The sequence below is a fragment of the Kribbella sp. DT2 genome (genome assembly GCF_049844575.1).
Lineage (GTDB): Bacteria > Actinomycetota > Actinomycetes > Propionibacteriales > Kribbellaceae > Kribbella.
Genome location: NZ_JBNCLH010000011.1, coordinates 217,542 through 236,498, shown reverse-complemented (window position 1 = coordinate 236,498; position 18,957 = coordinate 217,542). Strand labels below are relative to the sequence as shown.

Genomic DNA, 18,957 nt, shown 5'->3' with positions numbered 1-18,957 from the left:
TGCGCTCGTATCGTCTGAACCGGATCACCGGGTAAGTGGCGAAAGGGGAGCGACGATGGCGACTGACTTTCAGCGGCGCAAGGTGGCGGGGGTGTTCCACGCGATGGACGCCGACGGCAACGGGTATCTCGACGAGTCCGACTTCGAGACGCTGACCGCGCGGTGGGTGGGAATCCGCGGCTGGGATCCGGGGACGGCGGACCACGACCGGATGCGGGCGATCATGATGGGGTGGTGGTCGGCGCTGGCGACGATGTCGGACGGCGACCGGGACGACCGGGTGTCGCTCGACGAGCTGATGACGGTGGTCGACCAGCTGCCGAAGATCGACGACGCGGTGTACACGACCGCGGAGGCGATGTTCGACGCGGTCGACCAGGACGGCGACGACCGGATCGCGCTGGCCGAGCACCAGCAGGTCGTCGAGGCGTGGAAGGGAACGGCCGACGGCGTCGAGGAGGTCTTCCCGAAGCTCGACGGTGACGGCGACGGGCACCTGTCGCGCGAGGAGTTCCGCGAGCTGTGGGCCGGTTTCTGGATCGGCGACGACCCGAAGTCGCCGTCCCAGTGGGTCTTCGGGCCGTACTGATGAACTGAGCCCGCCGCCGGGCGCGCGGCGGCGGGCCATCGGTGCGAGAGTTGTCAGCATGTCCGTCGACCCGTGGCTCGTCCAGTGGTGCCGGCAGGAGCTGGGCGCGAGGCTCCGCGCCGCCGCAGCCTAACGCCCGGCGGGCACCGCGCCGCCGAGGTAGGACGCCCACGCCTGAACAGGCCACTTGTCGACATTCTTCGGAAGCGCCGACTCACCCTCCTTGCCGGCCCGGTAGACCAACGCGGTCGACATCTCAGGAGTGAAGCCGACGTACCAGGAAGCCAACGGTTGCAGGCCCTTCTGCGAGCGGCAGCGGCACTTGGCATTGAGCCGGCGTTTCTCGATGCTCAGTCCGTTGACGGTCGCCGCCCTGCCCTCACCAACGAGTTGCCGGGTCAGCTCGGCGACCTCCGGCGCGAAGGCCTGAACCTGTTTGAGACCGGGATGTTTCGCAGCCGTCCACAGCACCCTCCCGCGTGAGTCCCGCACCTCCTTGATCACATGCGCCGGAACGCGTCGCCCGCCGGCAGTGAACGTGCTGTACGCCGTCGCCACGTCCACCGGCGACGCCAAGGAGTCCGGTCCAAGCCCCGGCGCAGGCCGATCAGCCGCAGGGATCGGCGGGATCCCCGCGTGCTCGGCGGCCGTCGACACCAGATGCCCGCGCTTGGAGTCGACCAGTCGGAAGAACGCCTTGTTCAACGAGCCTTCCGACGACGGTACGTCGAACGGCCCACCGCGATCACCGAGCCCCGCAGCGACCGCGAACGGCCGCAGCAGGGCACCCGGCGGCGCCTCGAGCGTCGCCCAGTTCCGCTGGCTCGCGAGGAAGTCGTTGCCGCCGACAAGCGCCGCGACCTCACCGGTCCCGGGCCGCACCGACGCGAGGCCGACCTGCAGCCCGGGACGTTGCCTGGCGACCGCGACCGCCCGCGCCTGCAGTCCGGCGTCGAAGGTCGTGACGACCCGCAGGCCACCCGCGCTCAGCTGATCGCCCTCGAACCCGTACTTGCGCAGCTCCCGCCGTGCGAGGTCGAGCAGGAAGCCGGTCGGCCCGGCGTACCGGTCACCCTTGGGCTTCTTGCGCAGCGGCGGCAACGCGGCGCTGTAGGCGTCGTACTCGGAGGCCGTGATGGTCGACATCTCGGCCATCCCGGTCAGCACGTACCGGTACCTCCCGAGGATCCGCTCGGCGGCGTCGGGGTTGTCGGCGTCGAACTTGGTCGGGTTGTTCAGCACTGTCGCGAGGTACGCCGCCTGCGGGACGGTGAGGTCCTTCGGGCGGTCGACCCCGAAGTAGACCTGGCCGGCGGCCCGGATGCCGTAGGCCCCTTCGCCGAAGTAGATCGTGTTCAGGTAGTCGCGCAGGATCGTCCGCTTGTCCTGCGTGCGGCTGATCTTGGTCGCGATGAACAGTTCGTCGAGCTTGCGCTGCATCGTGCGTTCCTGGGTCAGGTACATGATCTTCACGTACTGCTGGGTGATCGTCGACCCGCCCTGCAGCTGCTGCCCGCGCGCGATCGCGACGGCCGCCCGGGCCATGCCCGGCAGCGAGACGCCGGCGTTGGTCCAGAAGCTGCGGTCCTCCGCGGCGATCACCGCGTCCTGCACGTGCCGCGGCACTTCCTCCAGCGGCACGGACTTGCGGTTCTGCTCGTAGAACGAGCCGATCTCGTTCTTGCCGTCGGCAAACGTGACGATCGTCGTGTTCGCCTCGAACTTCGCGTTCGGGTCCGGGATCGCGGTCCGCGCGTACCCGATGAAGAACGCCGCGACGACCCCGATCACCGCGACGAAGCACAGGCCGAGGCACCACCCCGCGACCCGGACGATCCGCCGGCGAGCTCGAGCGGGCAGGCGCACGGAAACCTCCTGGTGGGTGGTGTGTCACCCATCAGGACGCCGCGACCACACCGGGTGGTGGACGCAAGCCCGCGTTTTCATCCGGAAGGACGACGCCCTCGTCGGAAAGTTCGAGCCGGTGTCAGCCGATGCCGTCGAGGATCACGTCGAGGCTGTAGAGGAACTCCGGTACGACGGCCGGATCACCCCCGGTCGAGGAAGGCATCGTGCCGAAGACGCCGGAGGCGACGAGCGCGGCGACCTCGGGGTAGTTCTCCGGATCGATCAGCTCGGCCAGGCTGCGACCGTACTGGGCCTCGGCCTCGGGAGTGTCCACGCCGGCCTGCGCGAAGCCGACGGCGAGCTGGGCGGACTGGCGGACGTAGCCGCCGAGCAGGCCGATGACCGCGAGCTTCTCGCCCCAGTCGAGCTTCGTCGGACGCAGCAGCGCGAGGCCCTGGTTCATCCAGGCGACGCTGTACGGGCCGAGCGGTGGCGAGGCCGGTGTGACATCGGCCAGCCACGGGTGAGCGGCGTACATCCGTCGCATCGCGCTCGCCCACTGGCGAAGGCCCGCGCGGAAGTCGTCCGGGTCCGCCGTCGGCTTCGGCGGCAGACCGATGGCGAGGTCCTGCATCAGCACCAGCAGCTCGTCCTTCGACCCGATGTGCCGGTAGAGCGCCATCGTCGTCACGCCGAGCGAGGTCGCGAGCTTGGCCAGCGCGACCGCGTCGAGCCCGTCGCGATCGGCCAGCTCGACCGCCGTCCGGACGACGCGCTCGGTGTCGAGCTCGGCCGGCCGGCCCAGCCGCGACGGACCGGTGGTCCGCCACAGCCGGGCCAGGTCGGCCGGATGTCGGTCAGCGCTCATCTGGTCTCGGCTCGCATGGTCCGATCATCGCCGATGGCCACCATGGGTGAACCACCGGATCAGCCGTTCCACCGGCCCGCGGTACCCGTACCGCTGCATGACCGAAGCAGCCAGCAGGCTGAACAGCCAGACCGAGACGGCACAGATCAGTGCCGTGTACGCCGGACTGCTGGTCCGCTCACCGAGCGCCAGTCCGTAGTGCGTCAGCAGGATCACCCAGCACACCGACTGGAACAGGTAGAAGGTCAGCGAGCGCTGGCCGAGGGCAACCAACGCCGCCACCGGAGCGATCGAGTGCGGGTCCCGCTTCGACCGGGACAGCCGCATCCCGATCAGCCCGAAGACGCAGGCGTACCCGACCGCGCCGAACAGCCCGGCTCCCTCGTACAGCTGCTTGGCAGCACCGGCCCTGTCCTGGTCCGGTCCGGCGAACCCGCCCGCGGTCAACGCCATCGGCAACGCACCGGCGATCGCGACCGTGAAACCACCGATCGCGCCCCATTGCAGCAGCGTGCGGTGCTTCTCCGGCTCGTCGAGGATCCGCTGCTTGGCCGCCCAGGCACCGATCCAGGCGAACAGGATCGTCGTCAGCAGGACCAGCGTGCTGCCCGGCCAGTCCGTCAGCCGATCCACGATCGACTCCGGGTACGTCGCGATCGCGGCGGTGGTGTCCGCCGGTGCCGGTACGTCGGTCGTGCTGCTGCCGGACAGCGTCGGGTAGACCTGCACGGCGAGGACGCCGAGGTAGAGCCCGCCGAACAGCAGGTAGACCAGCGATCCGCGGAACGCCCAGTTCCCGCGCCGTAGCAGCAGGACGGTGAGCACCGTGCCGACCACCGCGAACGCGCCGAGCACGTCGCCCACGAACAGGAAGATCCCGTGCACCGCTCCGATCACGAACAGCCCGAGGTGCCTGCGCAGCAAGGCCGCCCGGGTCTGCTCGTGCGGGACACCGAGGCTGTCCTGCCGCCGGACGAACTGGATCAGTCCGTAGCCGAACATCATCGCGAACAAGGGCAGCGCGCAGGCGTGCACGAGCAGGAACATCACCAGGTAGAAGACCTGCTCACCACCGTGCGGCGAGAAGTCGACGCCCGGCACCGTCCGGTTCAGGATCCCGGTCGAGTGCGCGAGCGCGACCAGCAGGAGAGCGAACCCGCGCGCCAGGTCCGGCGCCAGGATCCGCTCTCCGACCGGCACCGGTCCGGCATCACGCCCGGTTCGTTCGGTAGCTGTGGACATAACCCGCCTCCAGAAAGTATGCGAAAGAAACTATATGCCGCACACTAACTGGATCGAGGGTCGCCCGGTATCCGGGAGAACCCTTGGTCAGGCGAACCGCGAGACCGGGGTCGGCACCTCGTCGAGCCGCGGGTCGAACCGGTCGACGAACCGCACGCCGGGCGGCACCTCGATGCTGTCCGTCGACGACCAGCCCCGGGTCAGGGTCGGGAAGTCGGGCACGTCCGGGTGGTAGTGCGGCTTGCCCGTCCCCAGCGCGTCCCTGGCCATCGGCGCGCTCAGCGCCTGGTACCGGAAGTCGGCCGACACCCGGAGCTGCCGGGTCCGGTTCGGCATCGCGCCGTGCACCGTGAGGCTGGTGAACAGCAGCACGTCACCCGGCGCGTACGTCGCCGTACGCCACTCCGGGTGCTCCTCGTCCGCCTCGGCGCGCATCATCCCGGGCCCGTCGGACGGCTTCACCGGAAGGACGCCCAGCCGCGGCGATCCGGACAGCACCCGCAGCCCGCCGATCTCGGGCGGAGCGGCACTGAGCGGCAACCAGGTCGTCAGCGTGTCGATGCAGCCCTGGATGAAGCGGTAGTCCTGGTGGATCGGCGTCGGGTTGGCGCCCGGTGAGGGCGGCGCGATCCGGCAGATGTGTGCGGGGTGCGCGAACGAGGGCTCACCCAGCAACCGCGCCGACAGGTCGAGCAGCTCGGGCCGGACCGCCAACTGGTGGAAGGCCTCGGTGCTCTGGATCGCGGTGTACGCCCCGAAGAACCCGGCCGATCCCTCCTCGACCGCCCGCTCGGAGGCCAGCAGGTCCTCGGCGGCGGTGCCCGGCGCGAGCCAGTGGCTGTCGAACAGGATCCGGGCGATCCGCGTCCGCACGTCGTCCACCACGTCGGCCGGCAGCAGCCCCCGGAAGAACAGGTAGCCCTCGTCGGTCAGGCGGGCGCGCAGCGTCTCGGTGTCGTCGAGTGCCGGTGCGGAGTCGGTGAGTTCCTTCATCGGCTGTTCCCCTTCTCGTCCATCGCGGTGGCGACCTTCGCGGCGTCGCCCTTCTCCAGGTACAGGTCGTTGACGACCTTGTTGATGTCGGCAACCTTCGCGGTCCAGCCGGTCGCGATCGGCATGTTCACCGTGCTGCCGGCGGCGGAGTCGAGGAAGGGCTGCACGTCGATCCCTTTCTTCTTCCAGTACTCCGTGTAGCCGGCCGCCGTGTCGTTCAGCGCCGGGATCACGTAGCCCGCGTCACCCATCAGCTTCTGCGCCTTCTCCGACCCGAGGAACGTGATCAGCTTGCCGGCCTGCTCGGGGTGCTTGGTCTTGGCGAACATCACCTCGGCCAGCCCGTTGATCACCACGGTCCGCCCACTCGGCCCGGCCGGCATCGCGGCGACGCCGATCGGGAACTTGACCTCCGGCAGCGCGAACGGCAGCAGCGCGTTGTTCGCCGGGAACATCGCGACCTCGCCGCGGTAGAACATCTCGGTCGCCTGCCCGGTCGGCGGGTTGGTCCGCGTACCGTCCGGTGACACGTGCCACTTGAAGACCAGGTCCCGGGCCCACTGCAGCGCCTCGACCGACTTGGCCCCACCGAACTCGAACGTCCCGTACGGCGCGTCCATCGCCTTGCCGCCGTTGGACGCGATCCAGTTCAGCCACTGGGTCTGGCTGTGGTTCCAGGAGCAGAACCCCCACTGCTTGATCTTCGCGGCGTCGAACCCGCTCTGCCCGGCGGTGAGTCCGGCCTTGTCCACGGTCAGCTTCCGCGCCACGTCCATGAACGTCCCGCTGCCGTCCGGCGCCCAGGTCAGCTTCTCCGGCATCGTCAGCCCGGCCTTGGCGACCAGGTTCTTGTTGTAGAGCAGCCCGACGACGCCGAGGTCCTTCGGTACGCCGAGCTGCTTGTCCTCGTACTTGTACGACTCGACGACGTTCGGGTGGTAGGACTTGAGATCGAGCTTGGCTCCCGCGAGCAGGTCGTCGAGCGGCGCCAGCACCCCCTTGCCGGCCAGGTCCGGGAAGTTCTCCACGGTCAGCCAGAACACGTCCGGTGCCTTGCCGCTGGCCAGCTCCGTGGTCAGCTTCGTCCAGTACTGGTCCCAGGGCAGGACCTCCATCCGGACCGTGATGCCCGGGTTCTCCGCGGTGAACGCGGCGAAGACCGACTTGTAGCCGACCTCCTGCTGCTCGTCCCACAGCCGGTACACGAGCTCGACCGGACCGCCGGCGGCGTCGTCGTCCGACGAGCCGCAGCCGGCCACGCCGAGTACTCCGGCAGCGCCGATCATTCCGGCACCACCGCGAAGCAGCGTCCGTCGGGACAGTGCTGATTGAGGCAGGGGATGTGACATGACGACCTCCGTTGAACTACTTGAGCCCGGTGACGGCGACCGAGCGAACGATGAAGCGCTGGAAGAACACGAACAGCACCAGCAGGGGAACGAGGGCGATCAGACTGCCGGCCATCACAGCGTTGTAGTCCACCCCGACCTCGCCCTTGAACAACGCGATCCCGAGCGGCAGCAGGCGTTTGTCCTCGCTGCTGGTGATGATGAGCGGCCACAGGAAGCTGTTCCAGTTCGCCACCACGGCGAGCGTGGTGACGGTGACCAGGATCGGCCGGGACAACGGCAGCACGATCGACAGCAGGGTCCGGACCCGGCCGGCGCCGTCGATCCGGGCGGCGTCCTCCAGGTCGGCGGGGATGCTGCGGAAGAACTGCCGCAGCAGGAAGATCGCGTACGGCGTACCGAGCATCGTCGGCAGCATCAGCCCGGCCCAGGTGTCGACCAGACCCAGCTTCTGCATCATCAGGTAGAGCGGGATCATCGTGACCACCGGCGGCACCATCAGTGTCGACAGGTACACCCAGAACAGGGCGTCCCGGCCGGGGAACGACAACCGCGCGAAGGCGTACGCCGCGAGCACGGCGAAGACGATCTGGCCGGCGGTGATGCCGGCCGTGACGAGGGTCGAGCTGAGCAGGTAGCCGCCGAAACCGGACGCGAACAGCCGGTCGAACGCGGCCGTGCTGGGCGGCAGCCCCGGCTCCCACGGCGCTGTCTCGAACAGTTGCCCCGGGCCCTTGAACGCGGTCAGGACGGTCAGCAGGTACGGGAAGACCGCGAGCAGGCAGCCGGCCGCCAGGACGCCGTAGCAGAGCACGCTGACGGACAGACGAGATCTGGACATGGTCACCTCCTCAGGACTGGTCGTACGTCGTACGACGCTCGAAGTAGGCGAACTGGGCAACGGTCACCGCGAGGATGACCAGGAAGAGCAGGACCGAGATCGTGGCCGCGTAGCCGAAGTCGAACTTGCGGAACGCCTCGTCGTAGATCAGGTAGGTGGCGACCTCGGTGCTGTCGCCCGGGCCGCCCTCGGTCATCACGAAGATCGTGTCGAAGGCCTGGAACGAACCGATCACGTTGGTGATCAGCACGAACAGCATCGTCGGGCGCAGCAGCGGCAACGTGACACTGAAGAAGTGCGCGACCGGCGAGGCGCCGTCGAGCGAGGACGCCTCGCGCAACGACGCCGGGATGTTCTGCAGCCCGGCCAGGAAGAACAACATGTTGTAGCCGGCGAACTGCCAGATGTGCACCGCGGCCACGCTCGGCATCGCCAGCAGCTCCGACGACAGCCAGGCCGGGCCGTCGACGCCGAAGAGCCCGAGGAACTGGTTCAGCGCGCCTTGGCCGGGGTCGAAGATCCACGCCCAGACCAGGCCCATCGCGACCGGCGTCGCCATCCACGGGATCACCAGCAGTGCCCGGAAGTACTTCATCCCGCGCAGCTTGCGGTCGACCAGCAGCGCGAGCAGCAGCGACAGGATCGTCGTACCGGGAACGCAGATCACGACGTAGTAGCCGGTGACCAGGAACGAGTGCCAGACCTCGCCGTCGCCGAGCAGCTCGCGGTAGTTCTCCAGCCCGATGAACTCCGGGGTCGCGAGCAGCTTCCAGTCGAACAGGCTGAGCACGATCACGATCACGACCGGCGCGAGCAGGAAGCCCAGGACGCCGACCAGGCTCGGAGCGAGCAGGGCGTAGCCGGCCAGAGCCTGCCGGCGCTGTTGCGTACGGCGTACCGGGCGTTGGGCGGGCTTAAGCATCGAAGTTCCTGAGCGGATGCGGCCGCGGCGAGGTCGGGGTGAGCAGCTCGCGGGTCCGGTCGAGGGCCCACCGGTCCAGGGCGCCGATCGGGTCGCTGGACATCCGCAGACCGGGGGAGTGCTCGACGTGGTTCGCCCAGGCCTCGCGGTCCTGGATGTCGGGCTGGACGATCAGGCAGTCCGGGTCGTTCGCCCACCAGCGGCCGTGCAGGAACTCGCGGGCCACCGAGGTCGAGCGGGCGCCGCGCTGCCCCGGTTGGCTGATGTCGCCGGACGGCGGATCGACCAGCGGGTCGGTGTCGGGCGAGACCCGCATGCAGTCGACCAGTCCGAGGCTCGGCAGGATCGGGGCGCCGCAGCCGTGCAGGATGCGGTTCGGTCCGACCACCTCACGGATCAGCCGCAGCCCGTGCCGGTACGCCGTGACGCCGTCGACCTGGTCGTGCCGCCGGCCCTCGATCGCGCCGGCGTAGCAGAAGTCGAGCTTGAAGTGGTCGTAGCCCTGGCGGCACAGCTCGGTGAACACGTCCTGCAGGTGTTGGGCCGCGCCCGGGTGGGTGACGTCGAGGACCAGTTGCTCCTGGCCCCAGTTCGTCCCCGCGGTGATCCCGGGGACCAGCCACTCGGGATGCTTCCTGGCCGTCTCGCTCCGGCTGCCGACCAGGAACGGTGCCACCCAGATCCCGGCCCGGCGGCCGCTGGCGCGGATGTCGGAGGCGAGCCGGACGGTCGACCCGAAGTCGTCGCGCGGGGTCAGCCAGTCGCCGATCTCGGCCTGGTACCCCTCGTCCAGGAGGACCAGGTCGACGCTGAGGCCGTGCTCGTCGAACTGGCGGACCTCGTTCATCACGTCCCGCTCGGTGACCTTGCCCCAGTACGCGTACCAGCTGCACCACGACGGGCCGAACACGCGGATGTCGGCGTACTGATGACGGCCGGCGAACGCGTCGGCCCAGTCGGCGAGCGCCTGGTTCGGGTTGCTGTGGGTGCTGGTGACCACCTCGACGTCGCCGTCGGCGGAGATCCTGAGGTTGCCGTCGGCAACCTCGCAGCGGATCGACGGGACGACGTCGGGACCCAGGGCCGCGATCACCGTGACCTCGTCGCCGTTGGCCACCGCCAGCAGGCCCTCGCCCTGGAAACGGCCGGCTTCGACGTCCGGCCGGTAGGCCATCACGTGGTGGTTGGGCGCCGTCGGCCTGGGGGGCCGGGCCGTCGGGTCGTACCAGCCGCTCGGGCTCCACGACTGCCACCCGTGCTCGAAGATCCGGGTGCTGCTGTCGTGCACGAGCTCGGTGACGGTACTGAAGCCCACGGGAATCCTCACTTCGTCGGGGGTTGCAGAATCTTGCTGCTGGTTGGGTAATCTAGGGACTCGCAGGGAGGGTCCACTATGACAAAGTCTGCTGACTACGAGCACGATCTTGCTACGCAAGTGCTGATCGAGCTCTACAGCGAGATCCCGCCGCCGAGCAAACTGGTCACCGGGCACTTCCACAGCGGCGGTGACTACCGGGTGGTCCGGCCCGACGGGGTCGGCAGCTGGTACCTGCTCTACACGGCCGCCGGCACCGGGCAGTTCCAGATCGGCGAGGACTCGATCACGCTCCGCGTCGGCGACCTCGTGCTGGTCAGCCCGGGGACCGAGCACGACTACGGAACGGTCGGCACCCACTGGGAGACCTGGTGGGCCCACTTCCAGCCGCGACGCGACTGGCACACGTGGTGGTCGTTGCCGCAGGCAATGCCCGGGCTGTCGTACGTGCGTTTGACCAGACCGTCGGAGACCGACCGGCTGGTGTCCGCCTTCGCCCGCCTGCACCGGGACGCGCAGCGGGCGGGGCTGTCACCGACCGGTGACACCGAGCTTCACCTGCTCGAGCAGAACCTCGCGGTCCAGCTCACGATGAACGGGATCGAGGAGGTCCTGCTCGTGGCCGCGAGCAGCCTGCGCCGCGAGACCCGTTCGCTCGATCCCCGGGTGCAGCTGGTGCTCGACGCGGTGACGTCGGACCCGGCCCGGTCGCACACGCTGAACTCACTGGCCCGGCTGGCGCAGGTGTCGGTGTCCCGGCTCGCCCACCTCTTCAAGGAGCAGGTGGGCGACTCGATCATGAACGTCGTCGTCGGGCTGCGGCTGCAGCGCGCGTCGGAGCTGCTCGGCGCGACCGACATGTCCGTCGGACAGGTCGCTCGCGCCGTCGGCTTCGAGTCGCCGCACTACTTCAGTCGCCAGTTCGGCCGCCGGTTCGGGGCGTCACCGAGCGACTACCGGCGGACCGTCAGGAACCCAGAGCGATGTTGAGCTCGGTCGCCGCGGCATAGTTCGCGCCGCCCTCCAGGCCGACGAGCTTGACGTAGCGGGCCGTCGTACCGGCCGGGAAGCGGGCGATCTTGGCGTCGACCGTGCCGTCCCAGTTGCCCTTGGCCACCGACTGGAAGGTGGTGCCGTCGGGGCTCACCTGGACGTCGTACGAGGAGATCCGGCCGTTCGGCACGTCGGCGTCCTGGCGCGGCGTGTAGACGAGCGCCTCGATCGACCGGCTGCTGCCGAGGTCGAGCGTGATCGACTGCGGGAGCGGCGCGGGCGGGCTGTAGTTGGAGTGCCACATCGTCGAGCACTTGCCGTCGATCGCGAACGGCGCGGCGTACGCCGTGGAGCCCTGACTGGTCGCGGTGGCCTTCATCTCCTGCTGGGGAAGGAGTTTCAGCGGGCCGAACGGACCGTCGACGGGGGCCGGCGTCCCGGGGATCGCGGTGACGCGGCCGAGCGCCGGCGCCTTGATCGACGGGTGGGTGCGCAGGTAGTCGAGGAAGACCTCCTGGCCCATCTTCGGTGCGCGGACCAGGTCCTTCGGCTGCTCGAACGACGGGTAGCCGTACTGGGCGCCGTGCAGCGCCAGCACCGCGGTCGTCGCGACGCGGTACGTACGGCGCAGGTCGAGGCGGCGGCCGTCGATGAACACGTCCCGCGGGTCGACGCGATCGCCGGGCGGGGCACCGAGGTCGTAGGTGTAGCGCACGTTCTTGGAGACCGCGAGGGACGAGAGCCGCTGGCAGCCGTACGCCGGGGGGATCCACTGCTGCTCGAGGACCGCGTCGATGTCCTTACCGGTCAGGGACTGGGTGGTGATCGGGGAGATGCCGGCGACCGGCCATGCTTCGCCGTACAGGATTCTGCCGGGGCGGTCGGTGGGTTGGTTGCCGGGGGCGTACTTCAGGCCGGCCGCGATCACGTCGACGCCGAGGTCGGCCGGGACGAGGGCGAGATCGGCGTCGCCGTCGCGGTGCGGGGCTGCCTCGTCGTGGTAGAGGTCGGCCACCAGGTTGCCGGTCCGGCTCTCGGCGGTGGTGGAGAAGTCGAGGTCGCGGTCGATGCGGGCGAGTGGCTCGTTCTGGCGGGCGGCCCAGCGGTCGGTCCAGTACTTGACGATCTTCTGCACGCCCGCGTCCGGGGTGACGTCCTTGGTGACCGCGTGGTTCGTGGCGGTGGTCGCGGCGCGGATCACGTCACCGGTCTTGGGGTCGAGCGAGAGGTTGACCTCGCCCAGCAGGCGCCCGTGGTTGGACGCCTCCAGGACCGGGCGCGGGACACCGGCCGGGTCGGGGATCATGCAGTTGAAGGCGGTGTGCCAGTGGCCGCCGAGGATCACGTCGATGTCGGGCGACATCGCGCGGGCCGCGTCGAAGATCGGGCCGGTCGGGTTCAGGCAGTCGTTGAACCCGCCGCCCTGCTGGCCGCCTTCGTGCATGCTCACCGCGATCGCCTCGACGCCTTTGGCCTTGAGTTCGGCCGCGGCCTTGTTCGCCGTACCGACCAAGGCCTGGAAGTCGAAGCCGGAACCGTCGATCGACAGCGTCTCGGTCGGCGTACCGGGGAAGGCCAGGCCGATCACGCCGAGCTTCAGCTTGCCACCGCCGGGCTTCGGCACCGACGTGATCCAGTACGGCGGAAGCGCAGACCGCTTCGTCCGCCGGTCGACCACGTTCGCCGCGTGGTAGGCGTAGTCGGTGCCGTGGAACGCGCGACCGGTCGAGTCCTTGAAGCAGCTGTCGAAGCCCGGCGTGCCGTAGCACCGGCCGGACACCATCCGCTGCAGGAACGGGAACTCCCGGTCGAACTCGTGGTTCCCGGCGACGTCGAAGTCCATCCCGAACGCGTTCAGCACCTCGATCGTCGGCTCGTTCGCGAAGGCCTGCGTGTAGTCGGGCCACCCGCTGAACTGGTCGCCGGACCCGATCAGGAACGAGTTCGGCTGCCCGGCGCGCAGCCGGTCGAGGTGGGCCTTCAGGTACCCGGCGCCACCGACCTGCAGGCCACCGATGGTCAGGTTCTCACTCTCGGCGAGGTACCCGTGCAGATCGGTGATGCTCAGCAACTGCACCGGAACCGCCGCGGCCGCGGGCGCCGGCGTCGGCGCGGCGACCGCGCCGGCCACCAGCGCCGCGACGACGGCGAGAGCGGATCGAACCTTGAACTTCGTCAGCATCGGCTGCTCCTGTCATCGGACCGAAGAGCAACGTAGCCAGCACCGATGAACGTCAGCCATCTCCGGAGTTGCTGACTCCCTGCACGATCCGGCTACTCGTCCTGCGTGAACAGCTGCCAGGCCTCGGGGGTGAGGGTGTGGGCGGGGGCTCCGCTGCCGGCGAGCTTCCGCCAGCTGCGCGGGGCGACCAGCAGGCAGGCGCTGATCGCGAACAGCGGGAGGGCCACGCCGGGATCGGAGCGGACCGGGAGCAGTTCCTCGCGGCTCCCGGCGTACCAGCCGCGCCGGATGGTCGCGGCCACCAGTTCCTTCAGCACCGCCCGGCGCCCGCGGTCCAGCTCGGCATGGCGAATGACGGCCATCAGCACCATGTGCGTGCGCACCCCCTCGCGAGGTTCCGGCAGCGGACCAGTCCTTTCTCCGGTCGATACCGCGATCCACCGCCGGACCAGGTCGGCGCCCGCGAGCTCACCGTTCAGCGGCTCGACCAGCCGGGGATTGACGTCGATGTAGCGGACCTGGTCGGTGCCCTCCTCGACGATCGCGTCGATCGAGAGCGGACCGTGCCAGGCCAGCGCCTTGCCCAGTGTGGTCAGGTGCTGCAGGACCTCCGGCCGGACGACGGACTCCTTGGCGGACGCGCTGCCCTGTACCCCTTCCCGTCGCCGTACGGCGGTGTGGGCGGCGACCAGGACGCCCTGGTCGAAGATCGCCTGCACCATCAGCAGCGGCCCGGCCAGCGGCCGCTGCACCAGGACGACGCCGCCGTCGGCGAAGACAGCCCGTACGGCGGGCAGCGCCGCGATCCGCGCGAGGTCGGCCGCGGTCTCCGCGCGCCAGACCCCGCGACTGGAGGTTGCCACCGGCAACTTGATGTACGCCGGCAGCAGGGCTCTCCGGGCGAGCAGCTCACTCGGGCCGCTCACCAGTTCTGTCTCCGGTTGCGGCAACCCGAGCTCGTCGAGGAGCCGAACCGCGGCCGCTTTGTCCTGGGCACTGCGGACCGCGGCGAAAGGCGGCACGGCCAGGCCGCGGACCAGCTCGCCGAACTCGTCGCGGTAGCGGGACAGCGCGACCAGGGCTTCGTGCGTCGGCAGGAGTACGTCGTACCGGGTGGTCTTCAGGACGGCGCGCAGGGTGGCGAGGTAGCCCATTGGATCGGCGGCGAACGACGGGCTCCGGTGCCGGTGCCCGACCCAGCGGGACAGACCGGTGAACGAGATGCCACCGCTGTCCATCACCCCGACCTCGTGCCCTTGCCGGCCGAGGATGGTGAGCACCTCCCGCGCCGAGGCGCTGGAAGCGTCGGTGAGCAGGATCCGGTACCGGCGATCGGTCTCAGACATGGCGGGCAGTCCTTTCACTCCGCGGCCGGCCGACGATCAGGGCCACCGCTCCGGTCAGCAGGAAGACGAGGATGGACAGCCAGGCGGCGCGGTAGCTTCCGGTCTGCTGCAGTACGACGCCGAACGCGGCGGGGCCGATGAAACCGAGGCACCGGTTGACGGTCTCGAAGATGCCGATGTACTCCGGCACCCGGTCGCGGGGGACCAGCCTGATGAACACCGAGCGGGACAGCGCATAGGTGCCGCCGACAACGAGTCCGGCGCTGACGCACAGCATCATGAAGCCGCTGAAGGACCCGGCCGGGAGCAAGGCTCCGACCACGATCACGACGCACCAGAACAGCACCGAGGCGAGCAGCACCGGGTGGCCGCCGTACCGCTCGGCCAGTCGTCCGAGTCCGGCGGTGCCGATCACGGCGGCGAACTGGACGACCAGGACCGCGATGATCACCTGGTCGAGATCGAGCTCGAGTGCTTCCACCGCGTACGTGCCCACCAAGGCCGTGACCGCCTGGACTCCGTTGAAGAACAGGAGAAAGGCGACCAGGAACCAGACCGCGGCCGGATGCTGTCGCAGGTCCCGGAGCGCCGCGAACAGCATCCGGTAGCTGCGGACCCTGCCCACCTGGGAGCTCGCGCCCACCGCGGGAGAGCCGTGACCGCGCAACATCCAGATCGACACGGCGCTGAAGACCAGCCACCACAGCCCCACGGTGAGCAGGACGATGCGGACCGCCTGGCTCTCGGTCAGGCCCAGCGCCTCGTGGTTGCTGTAGACGATCAGGTTGGCGACCAGCATGATGCCCGCACTGAGAAAGCCCGCCGCGGAGGCTTCGGCGGAGACCCGGTCCTGCCGCTCGGGCGGCGCGATCAGTGGCAGGTAGGTGTTGCAGACCGTGATGGAACCGCCCAAGGCGATCGTCGCCAGGACGAAGAGCACGCCGCCGAGGGCGTAGTCGGTCTCTCCGACAGCGACCATCGCGGTCGCCGCGGTCGCTCCTGAGATCGAGAAGACCGCCAGCAGCAGCCCCCGGTGGTAGCGCGTGGTCAGCGCGGCCGCGGTGGGCAGGACGAAGATCTGCAGGAACACCGACAACCCCGCGACGTACGGGAAGAACGACTGCGCCGCGATCGGGATCCCGAGCGGGTGCAGGAAGCCGTCCGCGCCGGCGGCACGTTCGGCGGCGTCGGTGAGGTACGGCCCGAAGAAGACCGAGGTCACGCTCGTGGTGAACACGGAGTTGGCCCAGTCGTAGCCGTACCAGCCCCACTGGCCGCGGCGGGCGATGCGCTCCGGCACCGTCGTCGCTGGTGATGTCATGCGTTGTCCCCATCCCGTTCCGGTGCGCCCCAGGTGGGCGGCTCGGAACGGACTATACAGTGTAAATACAGCGTATCGACTACAGTGTCGGCCGTGGTGGAGATGCGGGACGAGATCCTTCAGGCGGCCCTGGCGATCGCCGACGAGCGTGGGCTCGAGGCCATCTCGATGCGGTCCGTGGCGCTGCGGGTCGGGGTGAGTGCGATGGCGCTCTACCCGCACGTGTCCAGCAAGGAAGCCTTGCTCGACGGGGTCGTCGACGTGCTGCTCGCGGAGCTGCCGGGACTGATCGAGCAGCCGCCGCCCACGGCCGACTGGTGGGTCAGGCTGCTGGCCGGCGTACAGGCTGTGCGGAAGCTCGCCGCGAGGCATCCGAGCGCGTTCTCGCTCCTACTCTCGCGGCCGTCCGTCACTCCGGACGCGCTGCGCGCGACCGACTTCGCGTACCAGGCCGTGCTCGACGCCGGGGTGCCGGACGCCGACGTCGCTCGGGTGGAACGCCTGATCGCCACCTTCGTGCTCGGCTTCGCCGCCTCGGAGGTGAACGGGCGCTTCAGTCGCGGAACGCTCCAGCCGCGAGCCCGGCGGGCGCAGCTCGACCCCGCCGACCTCCCGGCCCACTACCGCCTGGCCGGCCACCTCGACCAGCCGATCGACTGGGACGCCGAGTTCGAGGCCGACCTCGAGGATCTCCGCAAGCTCGTCGAGGCGCTCCGCGCTCCCTGACCGGCTGCTCCTGGCCGGGTGGGTAGTTAGACTTCATACCGGTATTCAGCTAGCCTACCTAGTCATGACGGCAACGCTACGGCAGCAGTGGCTGCACGGGTTTCTCGATGTGTGTCTGCTCTGTCTGCTGGCGGAGGACCGGGACTACGGGCTGGGGCTCACCCAGCGGCTGGTGGACGCGGGGTTCGACGAGATCCCTGGCGGCACGCTCTATCCCTCGCTGCTCCGGTTGGAGAAGCAGGGGCTCGTGCAGACCGACTGGGTGAAGTCGACGACAGGTCCGCGGCGCAAGTACTACGAGCTCACGCCGGCCGGTCGCGTGGCCGTGGCCGAGCGGATCGCTTCCTGGCGGGAGTTCCGTGGGTCGATCGACTCGGTGACCGAGCGAGCGGTGATCGCGCCATGACGCCGGCCGAGGAGTGGTCGCTGCGACTCGGTCGGCAACTGGTCGAGCTCGGGGTCGAGCCGGCCGAGGCCGAACGGCTCGCGCAGGACAGTCACGACGAAGCCTGGAACTCGGGTCGCGCGCCGATGGAGCTGTACGGGCCGGCATCGGTCTACGCGGCGAGCCTGGCGCAGGCCGTACGAACCGCGCAGCCCGAGCTCGCGGCCGGACCCGCTGGAGAGGTGGTCCTGCGGTTGTCCCAGGTGTCGAAGCGGTACGGGCGGCAGCTCGTCTTCGACGGGGTCGATCTCACGCTGCGGGCCGGTGAGGTGGCGGCCGTCGTCGGCGCGAACGGCTGCGGAAAGTCCACCCTGCTGAAGATCTGCTGCGGGATGACCGCGGCGTCGGGTGGTCTGGTGGAGCGAACGCCGCGGATCGGCTACGCGCCGCAGCACGGCGGGGTCTCGGACCTGCTCACGCCGGACGAGCACTTCCGCCTCTTCGGCGCGGTCCATCGGATGAGCCGCCGTACGGCGGTCTCGACCGGCACGCACTTGTGCAAGCAGTTGGGCTGGCGGCCGAAGAGAGGGCAGGCCGCGGCGCAGCTGTCCGGTGGTACGCAGCAGAAGCTGAACGTCGTACTGAGTGAACTGAACCGGCCCGACCTCATCCTGCTGGACGAGCCGTACCAGGGGTTCGACCAGGCGACGTACCTGGACTTCTGGGAGCAGGTCTTCAAGTGGCGCGACGCCGGCGCGGGGGTGCTCGTGGTGACGCACCTGCTGCAGGACCTGGATCGCGTCGACCACCTGCTCGAACTGCACCGGCCGGAGGACTCCTGATGATTGCCGCGGTCACCGCGATCACCCTTCGCGAACTCACCCGCCGCCGGGGCGCTCTCGCCCTGGTCGCCCTGCTGCCGTTGGCGTTCTACCTCGTCCGCATCGACACCGCGGGCCAGGCGATCAGGTTCCTCGCCATCGGTGTGGGCTGGGCCGTCGCGACCTTGTCGCTGTTCACCCACGTCAGCTCGCGTCACCTCGACCAGCGCCTGGCGGTCGTCGGCGCTTCGCCCACCGCGCTGATCGCCGGCCGCCAGCTCGCACTGACGGTGATGGGCCTCGCCCTGGCCGTCGTGTACTTCATCGGGGTGGCATTGACGCAGGACGTCGCGCGGCTGTGGAGCGTCGGTCTGCTCCTCGCCACCAGCGTGCTGATCTCGGCGCCACTCGGCGCGGCCGTCAGCCTGCTGGTCCCGCGGGAGCTCGAGGGAGCCCTTGCCCTGTTGTCGATCATGGCCCTGCAGATGCTCGCCGACCCGGCCGGCACGGCCGCCAAGCTCCTGCCCCTGTGGTCTTCCCGCGAGTTCGCCACGTACGCCGTAGAGCCCGCCGCCGGCGCGAGTCTGAGCGACGGCCTCCTGCACTTCGCCGCCGTCACCATCCTGGCTGTCGCCGTCACCTGGATCGTCGGCCGCTTCCGGCTCCGTCCCCTCCGCCTGCCCACGCCGGCCTGACAACCACCGGTCACCCGGTCGGGGAGGACTCGGTGGTCGGAGCCGGCGCGGTCCTCACTCGCGACGTTCCGGCCGGCACGCCGGCCGTCGGATCGCCGGCCCGGGTGGTGCGTTCGATTCGGTAGCCCTCAGGGGCGGGGCATCGCCGCGGCGTCCTGGTGGTCGACCATCGGGATCTGCCGGCTGCGGATGCGGCTCGAGCCCCACTTGCCGAGCGGGGCGAGGGCCGCGTTGAGGGCGCGGCCGTCGTCGGTCAGCGAGTACTCCACGCGCGGCGGCACCTCGGCGTACACGGTCCGGACGACGAGGCCGTCCACCTCCATCTCGCGCAGGTGCTGGGTCAGCATCTTCTCGCTGACGCCGGGCAGTCCACGCCGCAGCTCGGCGAACCGGCGGATGCCGTGCTCGTCGAGCTCCCAGAGGATCAGGCCTTTCCACTTGCCGCTGACGACGTCGAGCGCCGCGTCGATACCGCAGATGTACGGGCCCAGCCGCGCCGACTTCGCCATCGCCGTCCTCAC

At 69.6% G+C, this 18,957-nt stretch carries 18 protein-coding genes; 6 read left to right on the top strand and 12 right to left on the bottom strand.

All coding sequences use genetic code 11. The features are described from left to right. Positions 1-55: 55 nt before the first annotated feature. Complete coding sequence (locus tag ACLQ2O_RS36765; RefSeq protein WP_425841588.1) at positions 56-589, top strand: EF-hand domain-containing protein; 534 nt, start codon at positions 56-58, stop codon at positions 587-589. A gap of 129 nt (positions 590-718) precedes the next feature. Here the strand turns inward: ACLQ2O_RS36765 and ACLQ2O_RS36760 are convergent, their stop codons facing one another. The 8 genes from ACLQ2O_RS36760 to ACLQ2O_RS36725 all read right to left on the bottom strand — a co-directional run bounded on the left by ACLQ2O_RS36760 (position 719) and on the right by ACLQ2O_RS36725 (position 9,967). Then, positions 719-2,455 carry a transglycosylase domain-containing protein gene (locus ACLQ2O_RS36760; RefSeq protein ID WP_425841585.1) on the bottom strand — a complete coding sequence of 579 codons (1,737 nt, stop codon included), beginning with the start codon at positions 2,453-2,455 and terminating at the stop codon, positions 719-721. A gap of 121 nt (positions 2,456-2,576) precedes the next feature. Beyond that, positions 2,577-3,305 (bottom strand): TetR/AcrR family transcriptional regulator, encoded by a 729-nt coding sequence (locus tag ACLQ2O_RS36755; protein ID WP_425841582.1) that lies wholly within the window; start codon positions 3,303-3,305, stop codon positions 2,577-2,579. Positions 3,306-3,329: 24 nt separating this feature from the next. After that, positions 3,330-4,547, bottom strand: a complete 1,218-nt coding sequence (locus tag ACLQ2O_RS36750; RefSeq protein WP_425841579.1) for a DUF418 domain-containing protein — start codon at positions 4,545-4,547, stop codon at positions 3,330-3,332. An 87-nt stretch (positions 4,548-4,634) separates the two neighbouring features. Continuing rightward, the gene (locus tag ACLQ2O_RS36745; RefSeq protein WP_425841576.1) at positions 4,635-5,540 is read right to left on the bottom strand and encodes a phytanoyl-CoA dioxygenase family protein; all 906 of its coding nucleotides are present in this window, start codon (positions 5,538-5,540) and stop codon (positions 4,635-4,637) included. Further along, entirely contained in the window at positions 5,537-6,826 is a 1,290-nt protein-coding gene (locus tag ACLQ2O_RS36740) for an ABC transporter substrate-binding protein (RefSeq protein ID WP_425841573.1), read from the bottom strand. Before ACLQ2O_RS36740 ends, ACLQ2O_RS36745 begins: the two co-directional genes overlap by 4 nt. 79 nt (positions 6,827-6,905) lie before the next feature. Beyond that, entirely contained in the window at positions 6,906-7,730 is an 825-nt protein-coding gene (locus ACLQ2O_RS36735; protein ID WP_425841570.1) for a carbohydrate ABC transporter permease, read from the bottom strand. A gap of 10 nt (positions 7,731-7,740) precedes the next feature. Next, positions 7,741-8,652: a carbohydrate ABC transporter permease gene (locus ACLQ2O_RS36730; protein ID WP_425841567.1), complete on the bottom strand. Its 912-nt coding sequence runs from the start codon at positions 8,650-8,652 to the stop codon at positions 7,741-7,743. Next, positions 8,645-9,967, bottom strand: coding sequence for a glycoside hydrolase family 36 protein (locus ACLQ2O_RS36725; RefSeq protein ID WP_425841564.1), 1,323 nt, complete (start codon positions 9,965-9,967; stop codon positions 8,645-8,647). The genes ACLQ2O_RS36730 and ACLQ2O_RS36725 overlap by 8 nt, the downstream gene beginning before the upstream one ends. A gap of 78 nt (positions 9,968-10,045) precedes the next feature. Here ACLQ2O_RS36725 and ACLQ2O_RS36720 point away from each other — a divergent pair, with 78 nt between their 5' ends. Then, positions 10,046-10,957 (top strand): helix-turn-helix domain-containing protein, encoded by a 912-nt coding sequence (locus ACLQ2O_RS36720; protein WP_425841561.1) that lies wholly within the window; start codon positions 10,046-10,048, stop codon positions 10,955-10,957. On the opposite strand, the gene ACLQ2O_RS36715 is transcribed toward ACLQ2O_RS36720, so the two are convergent. From ACLQ2O_RS36715 to ACLQ2O_RS36705, 3 genes are all read right to left on the bottom strand, one after another. Next, the gene (locus tag ACLQ2O_RS36715) at positions 10,935-13,142 is read right to left on the bottom strand and encodes a discoidin domain-containing protein (protein ID WP_425841558.1); all 2,208 of its coding nucleotides are present in this window, start codon (positions 13,140-13,142) and stop codon (positions 10,935-10,937) included. The genes ACLQ2O_RS36720 and ACLQ2O_RS36715 overlap by 23 nt on opposite strands. A 92-nt stretch (positions 13,143-13,234) precedes the next feature. Then, a complete protein-coding gene (locus ACLQ2O_RS36710; RefSeq protein WP_425841556.1) occupies positions 13,235-14,488 on the bottom strand; it encodes a hypothetical protein in 1,254 nt (417 codons plus the stop codon). Further along, a complete protein-coding gene (locus ACLQ2O_RS36705; RefSeq protein ID WP_425841553.1) occupies positions 14,481-15,809 on the bottom strand; it encodes an MFS transporter in 1,329 nt (442 codons plus the stop codon). Before ACLQ2O_RS36705 ends, ACLQ2O_RS36710 begins: the two co-directional genes overlap by 8 nt. 102 nt (positions 15,810-15,911) lie before the next feature. On the opposite strand from ACLQ2O_RS36705, the gene ACLQ2O_RS36700 reads away from it, so the two are divergent. The 4 genes from ACLQ2O_RS36700 (at position 15,912) to ACLQ2O_RS36685 (ending at position 18,436) form a co-directional block, all read left to right on the top strand. Next, positions 15,912-16,535 (top strand): TetR/AcrR family transcriptional regulator, encoded by a 624-nt coding sequence (locus ACLQ2O_RS36700; protein ID WP_425841834.1) that lies wholly within the window; start codon positions 15,912-15,914, stop codon positions 16,533-16,535. Between the two features lie 64 nt (positions 16,536-16,599). Continuing rightward, complete coding sequence (locus ACLQ2O_RS36695) at positions 16,600-16,941, top strand: PadR family transcriptional regulator (protein ID WP_425841550.1); 342 nt, start codon at positions 16,600-16,602, stop codon at positions 16,939-16,941. After that, on the top strand, positions 16,938-17,762 hold the full coding sequence (locus ACLQ2O_RS36690; RefSeq protein WP_425841547.1) for an ATP-binding cassette domain-containing protein: 825 nt from the start codon (positions 16,938-16,940) through the stop codon (positions 17,760-17,762). Before ACLQ2O_RS36695 ends, ACLQ2O_RS36690 begins: the two co-directional genes overlap by 4 nt. Next, on the top strand, positions 17,762-18,436 hold the full coding sequence (locus ACLQ2O_RS36685; protein ID WP_425841545.1) for a hypothetical protein: 675 nt from the start codon (positions 17,762-17,764) through the stop codon (positions 18,434-18,436). The genes ACLQ2O_RS36690 and ACLQ2O_RS36685 overlap by 1 nt, the downstream gene beginning before the upstream one ends. A 128-nt stretch (positions 18,437-18,564) precedes the next feature. Here the strand turns inward: ACLQ2O_RS36685 and ACLQ2O_RS36680 are convergent, their stop codons facing one another. After that, positions 18,565-18,957, bottom strand: a complete 393-nt coding sequence (locus tag ACLQ2O_RS36680) for a winged helix-turn-helix transcriptional regulator (protein ID WP_425841542.1) — start codon at positions 18,955-18,957, stop codon at positions 18,565-18,567.